At 56.6% G+C, this 1,654-nt stretch carries 2 protein-coding genes; one reads left to right on the top strand and one right to left on the bottom strand.

The window, feature by feature from the left end; all coding sequences use genetic code 11:
- Positions 1 to 23: 23 nt before the first annotated feature.
- Complete coding sequence (locus B3Q33_RS06915) at positions 24 to 347, bottom strand: SET domain-containing protein (protein WP_035244240.1); 324 nt, start codon at positions 345 to 347, stop codon at positions 24 to 26.
- 89 nt (positions 348 to 436) lie between these two features.
- On the opposite strand from B3Q33_RS06915, the gene B3Q33_RS06910 reads away from it, so the two are divergent.
- A partial coding sequence (locus B3Q33_RS06910; protein ID WP_286827313.1) for a haloalkane dehalogenase occupies positions 437 to 1,654 on the top strand: 1,218 nt, incomplete at its 3' end.

Here is a 1,654-nt window from a genome sequence, read left to right as displayed (position 1 = left end):
CATGCAAGCATAGCTCCTACAGGTTATTCCCAATCATCGCCGTAGTCGTGCAGCAGCTCTTCCCCGGCCTTGATGGACTTCAGGGCCACCACGGTCAGGTCGTCATAGTAAGCCACGTTGGGTTTCTTGCCGTGGTTGATGAAGCGCAGATCACAGAGCACCCGGTAGCGCTCTTTGCCCTCGTCATCCAGCGATAACACATAGGGGCCATCTTTTTTGGCAACCTTGGTTTTACACAAACCCAGCTCGGTATCTTTCTTGATTCGCTGGGTGGCAAACAGGCCACGACCATGGACGGCGCTATGGCGCACTTCCACTAGATCGTCACGGAGATAGGGTTTTGACATTTTTTCGCACTTTACGTTACTGACACAGCCATGGCATCTTGCCAGAAAAGCGGTAACAGTTGAAAAATTCGATGCAAGGGATGCATGTCATGGGTTTTGCGGATTTTCCGTTTGAGTCACGTTACGTCACGCTGAATGGCCACCGCCTGCACTATATTGATGAAGGTGAAGGACCGGTACTGCTGTTCATCCATGGCAATCCCACCTCCAGTTACCTGTGGCGCAACGTGATCAAGCCGCTTCGTGGCCACTATCGTTGTATCGCTCTGGACCTGATCGGTTTTGGCAACAGCGACCAGCCCGACATCGATTACCGCTTCCTGACCCATTACCGCTATCTGGAAGATTTCGTTGCTACCCTGGGGCTCTCCGACATCACCCTGGTGCTCCACGACTGGGGCGGCCCCCTGGGTTTTCGATTGGCACAGCAACAACCCCGGACAGTCAGCCGTCTGTGTTTTATGGAAACCTTCCCGTTCACCTGTGACTGGGATGAGTTCCCCCTGCCCTTGCGCCCTCTTTTCTTTGCCTTCCGACAAGAACGCCTGGGCCGGTTTCTGATTATCAACCGCAATCTGTTTGTCAGAATGGTGCTGCCTTTCGGTGTTATTCGTCATCTTCCCCGCAGCGTCAGGCGCATCTACCAGAAGCCGTTTCGTCAGCGGGCGTCCCGCTACCCGGTATATGTCTGGCCCAACCAACTACCGATCAATGACCGCCAGGATGAAACCTGGAAGGCCATTGAGGAGATTGAAAAGGGACTGGGCAGCATGCCCCAGCCCATGCTGCTACTGAGGTTTCGCCCCGGGGCCGTGCTCGGCCCGGCGCGCATTCGCTGGTTGCTGGATCAGATCCCCAATCTGGATATTTCCGATTGCGGTCGTGGGCTGCACTATGTGCAGGAAGATAACCCTGAGGCGATCGCTGATGCGATCGAACACTGGCTGCATCCATTGACAGGAACCATGGCAGAGGCCGCCACCCCCGCCAGTCCGCGCCTGCATGAATCCGACGATCATGCAGAGCCACTGACCTGGTACTATGGCGTAAGCTGCTATGGCCATGCTCTGGTCGCCGAGTCCGCTCACGGCCTGATCCACTTCGATTTCTGCAACAACATGGATGACGCGCTGGGCAGACTGAAGCAGCGCTTTCCAGCCGCTAACCTCATCGAGCAACCCACCCCGGCACTGCTGGCCACCCTGGACCACCCCGATTCCGCGCCGAGCCCGCTACATCTTTGCGGCACGCCATTCCAGCGACAGGTATGGCAAGCGCTATTACACATTCCCCCCGGCAGCACCCGC

It is taken from the genome of Alcanivorax sp. UBA3183 (genome assembly GCF_002364155.1).
Lineage (GTDB): Bacteria > Pseudomonadota > Gammaproteobacteria > Pseudomonadales > Alcanivoracaceae > Alcanivorax > Alcanivorax jadensis.
This window is presented reverse-complemented; position numbering and strand designations above follow the sequence as displayed.

Coding starts and splice junctions, on each gene's coding strand:
- B3Q33_RS06915 (WP_035244240.1), bottom strand. CDS start 347: ATGTCAAAACCCTATCTCCGTGACGATCTAGTGGAAGTGCGCCATAGC.